The sequence below is a fragment of the Synechococcus lacustris str. Tous genome, assembly GCF_003011125.1.
In the GTDB taxonomy this organism is placed as follows: Bacteria; Cyanobacteriota; Cyanobacteriia; order PCC-6307; family Cyanobiaceae; genus Synechococcus_D; species Synechococcus_D lacustris.
Genome location: NZ_PXVC01000200.1, coordinates 1 through 1,201, shown reverse-complemented (window position 1 = coordinate 1,201; position 1,201 = coordinate 1). Strand labels below are relative to the sequence as shown.

The 1,201-nt window shown below is 63.2% G+C and carries 1 protein-coding gene; it reads left to right on the top strand.

Translation table 11 applies throughout. From position 1 onward, the window contains the following. Window positions 1-126: 126 nt before the first annotated feature. A partial coding sequence (locus C7K08_RS14295; protein ID WP_341272178.1) for a bifunctional DNA primase/polymerase occupies window positions 127-1,201 on the top strand: 1,075 nt, incomplete at its 3' end.

Below are 1,201 nucleotides of genomic sequence, written 5' to 3'. Positions count from 1 at the left end.
TCTCGAGGCTGTTGCGAGCACTTGGCCGCATGGGGTGCGGACGTGATCCCTTGTGAATACGACGCTTTGAGGGAAGCGGCTTGTCAGCTGCTGAGGCTGGGCTTGAGCCTGCAGACGGTGATCCCGATGGTCTTACCCGCGGCGGAGTATCCGCTCACCAGACAGCACCGCAGCAGTGGTGAATGGGAGATTCAGTGCGGTCAAGATGGCAGGCCGCGGCCTGCATTTGTCGGTAAGAATCCCAGTCTCTGGCTTGCCAGTGGCGAGCCGCGATTAACCAGTCACCGGAATTCGGCGTCAGAGACTGAGCTGTTATCTCGGCTTGCGGTCGCGATGCAACTAGGTAAGCCACTGGGGCTCGCCGTGATCCCATCCAGCGATGTGGTGGTGATTGATTTTGACCGCAAGAACTWTCCAAGCCAGGCCGACCTGGATCGGGATTGGATGGGCATGCTGGATATCTACCCCGATCTGACGCGCACCCGCATTGAGCGCACGCCCGGGGGCGGGATTCATCTTTATGTGAGGCCGGCTGACGGGATGGAAAGCTGGCGCACCGCAGGGGGAAAACTGCACTGCAACTTCACCACTGTTGCGGGCGGTGAACACCGGGGCGAGATTCTGGCCGGCACCCGGGTGTGCGTCTGCGCCCCCACCGTGAGTGCCGCAGGGAGCTATGAGCTGGTCAACCCCGATTCCGCCTACAGCCTGGTTGAGGTCAGCTCCCTCGGTGCAATTGGCATCTACCCCTTTGCCAAGGCAGCCAGTGAGCGGGCCCAAGCGCCGAGGAGTTCCACCGGTAAACGACAGCAGAGCGCAGGGGCAGGAGCACTGGAGTTGGCGGAGCTGATCGGCAGCAAGGCCAGGCAGGTGCTGGAGGGCGGCTGCCCCTACCGGGGTGGCGATCGAGCTGGGTTGGACCGCAGTGCCCAGCTCACGGGCTTCGTCCGCGAGGTTTTCAGCTGGGTCAACCTGCTCGATGAGCAGGGCTTGCCCTATAGCGGCAGCCCCGACGATCTGATTCAGCAAGCCGTTGCTGCGCTTGCCATCGAAGACAAGTGGGAGCGGGTCCTGGCCACGATTGAAGCGGGAGAGTGCCGCCATCAGGACGCCGATGCCGCCCTGCGCCGCTACCGGCGATTGATCAGCCGCGAGGGTGGCAGGTGCGGCTTCTCTGAATCTGCTGGTGCCACTCCTGGGG